Below are 654 nucleotides of genomic sequence, written 5' to 3'. Positions count from 1 at the left end.
TTGGAGAGTGGCACACTCATGCTGGTATTCATCGCTTCCAAACCGATCTACTGAGGCAGCTTTCTTCTGGCGAACGCCGTATTGCCCTATCTATGGAGCAAGTCACGCGTGACAAGCAATCGGTGCTAGACGCTTATCTAAAAGGCGAAATCGGTGAACAATACTTCATGTCACAAAGCAATGCGTGGCCAAACTATGAAAGCGATTACCGCCCACTCGTTGAGTTCGCCAAGCAAGCCAACTTACCTGTTATCGCCGCAAATGCACCCAAATACATCGTCCGCTGTATTGGTCGTCAAGGTGTTGATTACCTGAATAAATTAGATGATGAAGAGCGCAGCTTTGTGGCTGAAAACGTCAATACCGCGAACAGCCCATATAAAGAAAAGTTCATGGCATCCATGCATCATGGCAAGCCAGAGCAAACTGAAAAGCAATACGCCGCACAAGTAACGTGGGACGAAACCATGGCGGAGTCGATTGTGAAATACCTCGCTCAAAACCCAAATGCTCAAGTTGTTCATGTCGCGGGGAAATTTCATACAGAAGCAGGTTTAGGTACCGCAGCATCCATTTTACAACGCAACCCTGAGCTTAAAGTGATGGTGGTTAATCCAACGTCTGAAATCAGTACAAACAGCCCAGATTATCAGT

General features: G+C 46.8%; 1 protein-coding gene. It reads left to right on the top strand.

Annotated features, from left to right (window positions below):
• Positions 1-654 (top strand): ChaN family lipoprotein (locus R7Z47_RS25185; protein WP_318130808.1); only part of this gene is annotated, 654 nt, incomplete at both ends.

The sequence above is a fragment of the Vibrio sp. 1641 genome (assembly GCF_033339995.1).
Classification (GTDB): domain Bacteria; phylum Pseudomonadota; class Gammaproteobacteria; order Enterobacterales; family Vibrionaceae; genus Vibrio; species Vibrio alginolyticus.
This window is presented reverse-complemented; position numbering and strand designations above follow the sequence as displayed.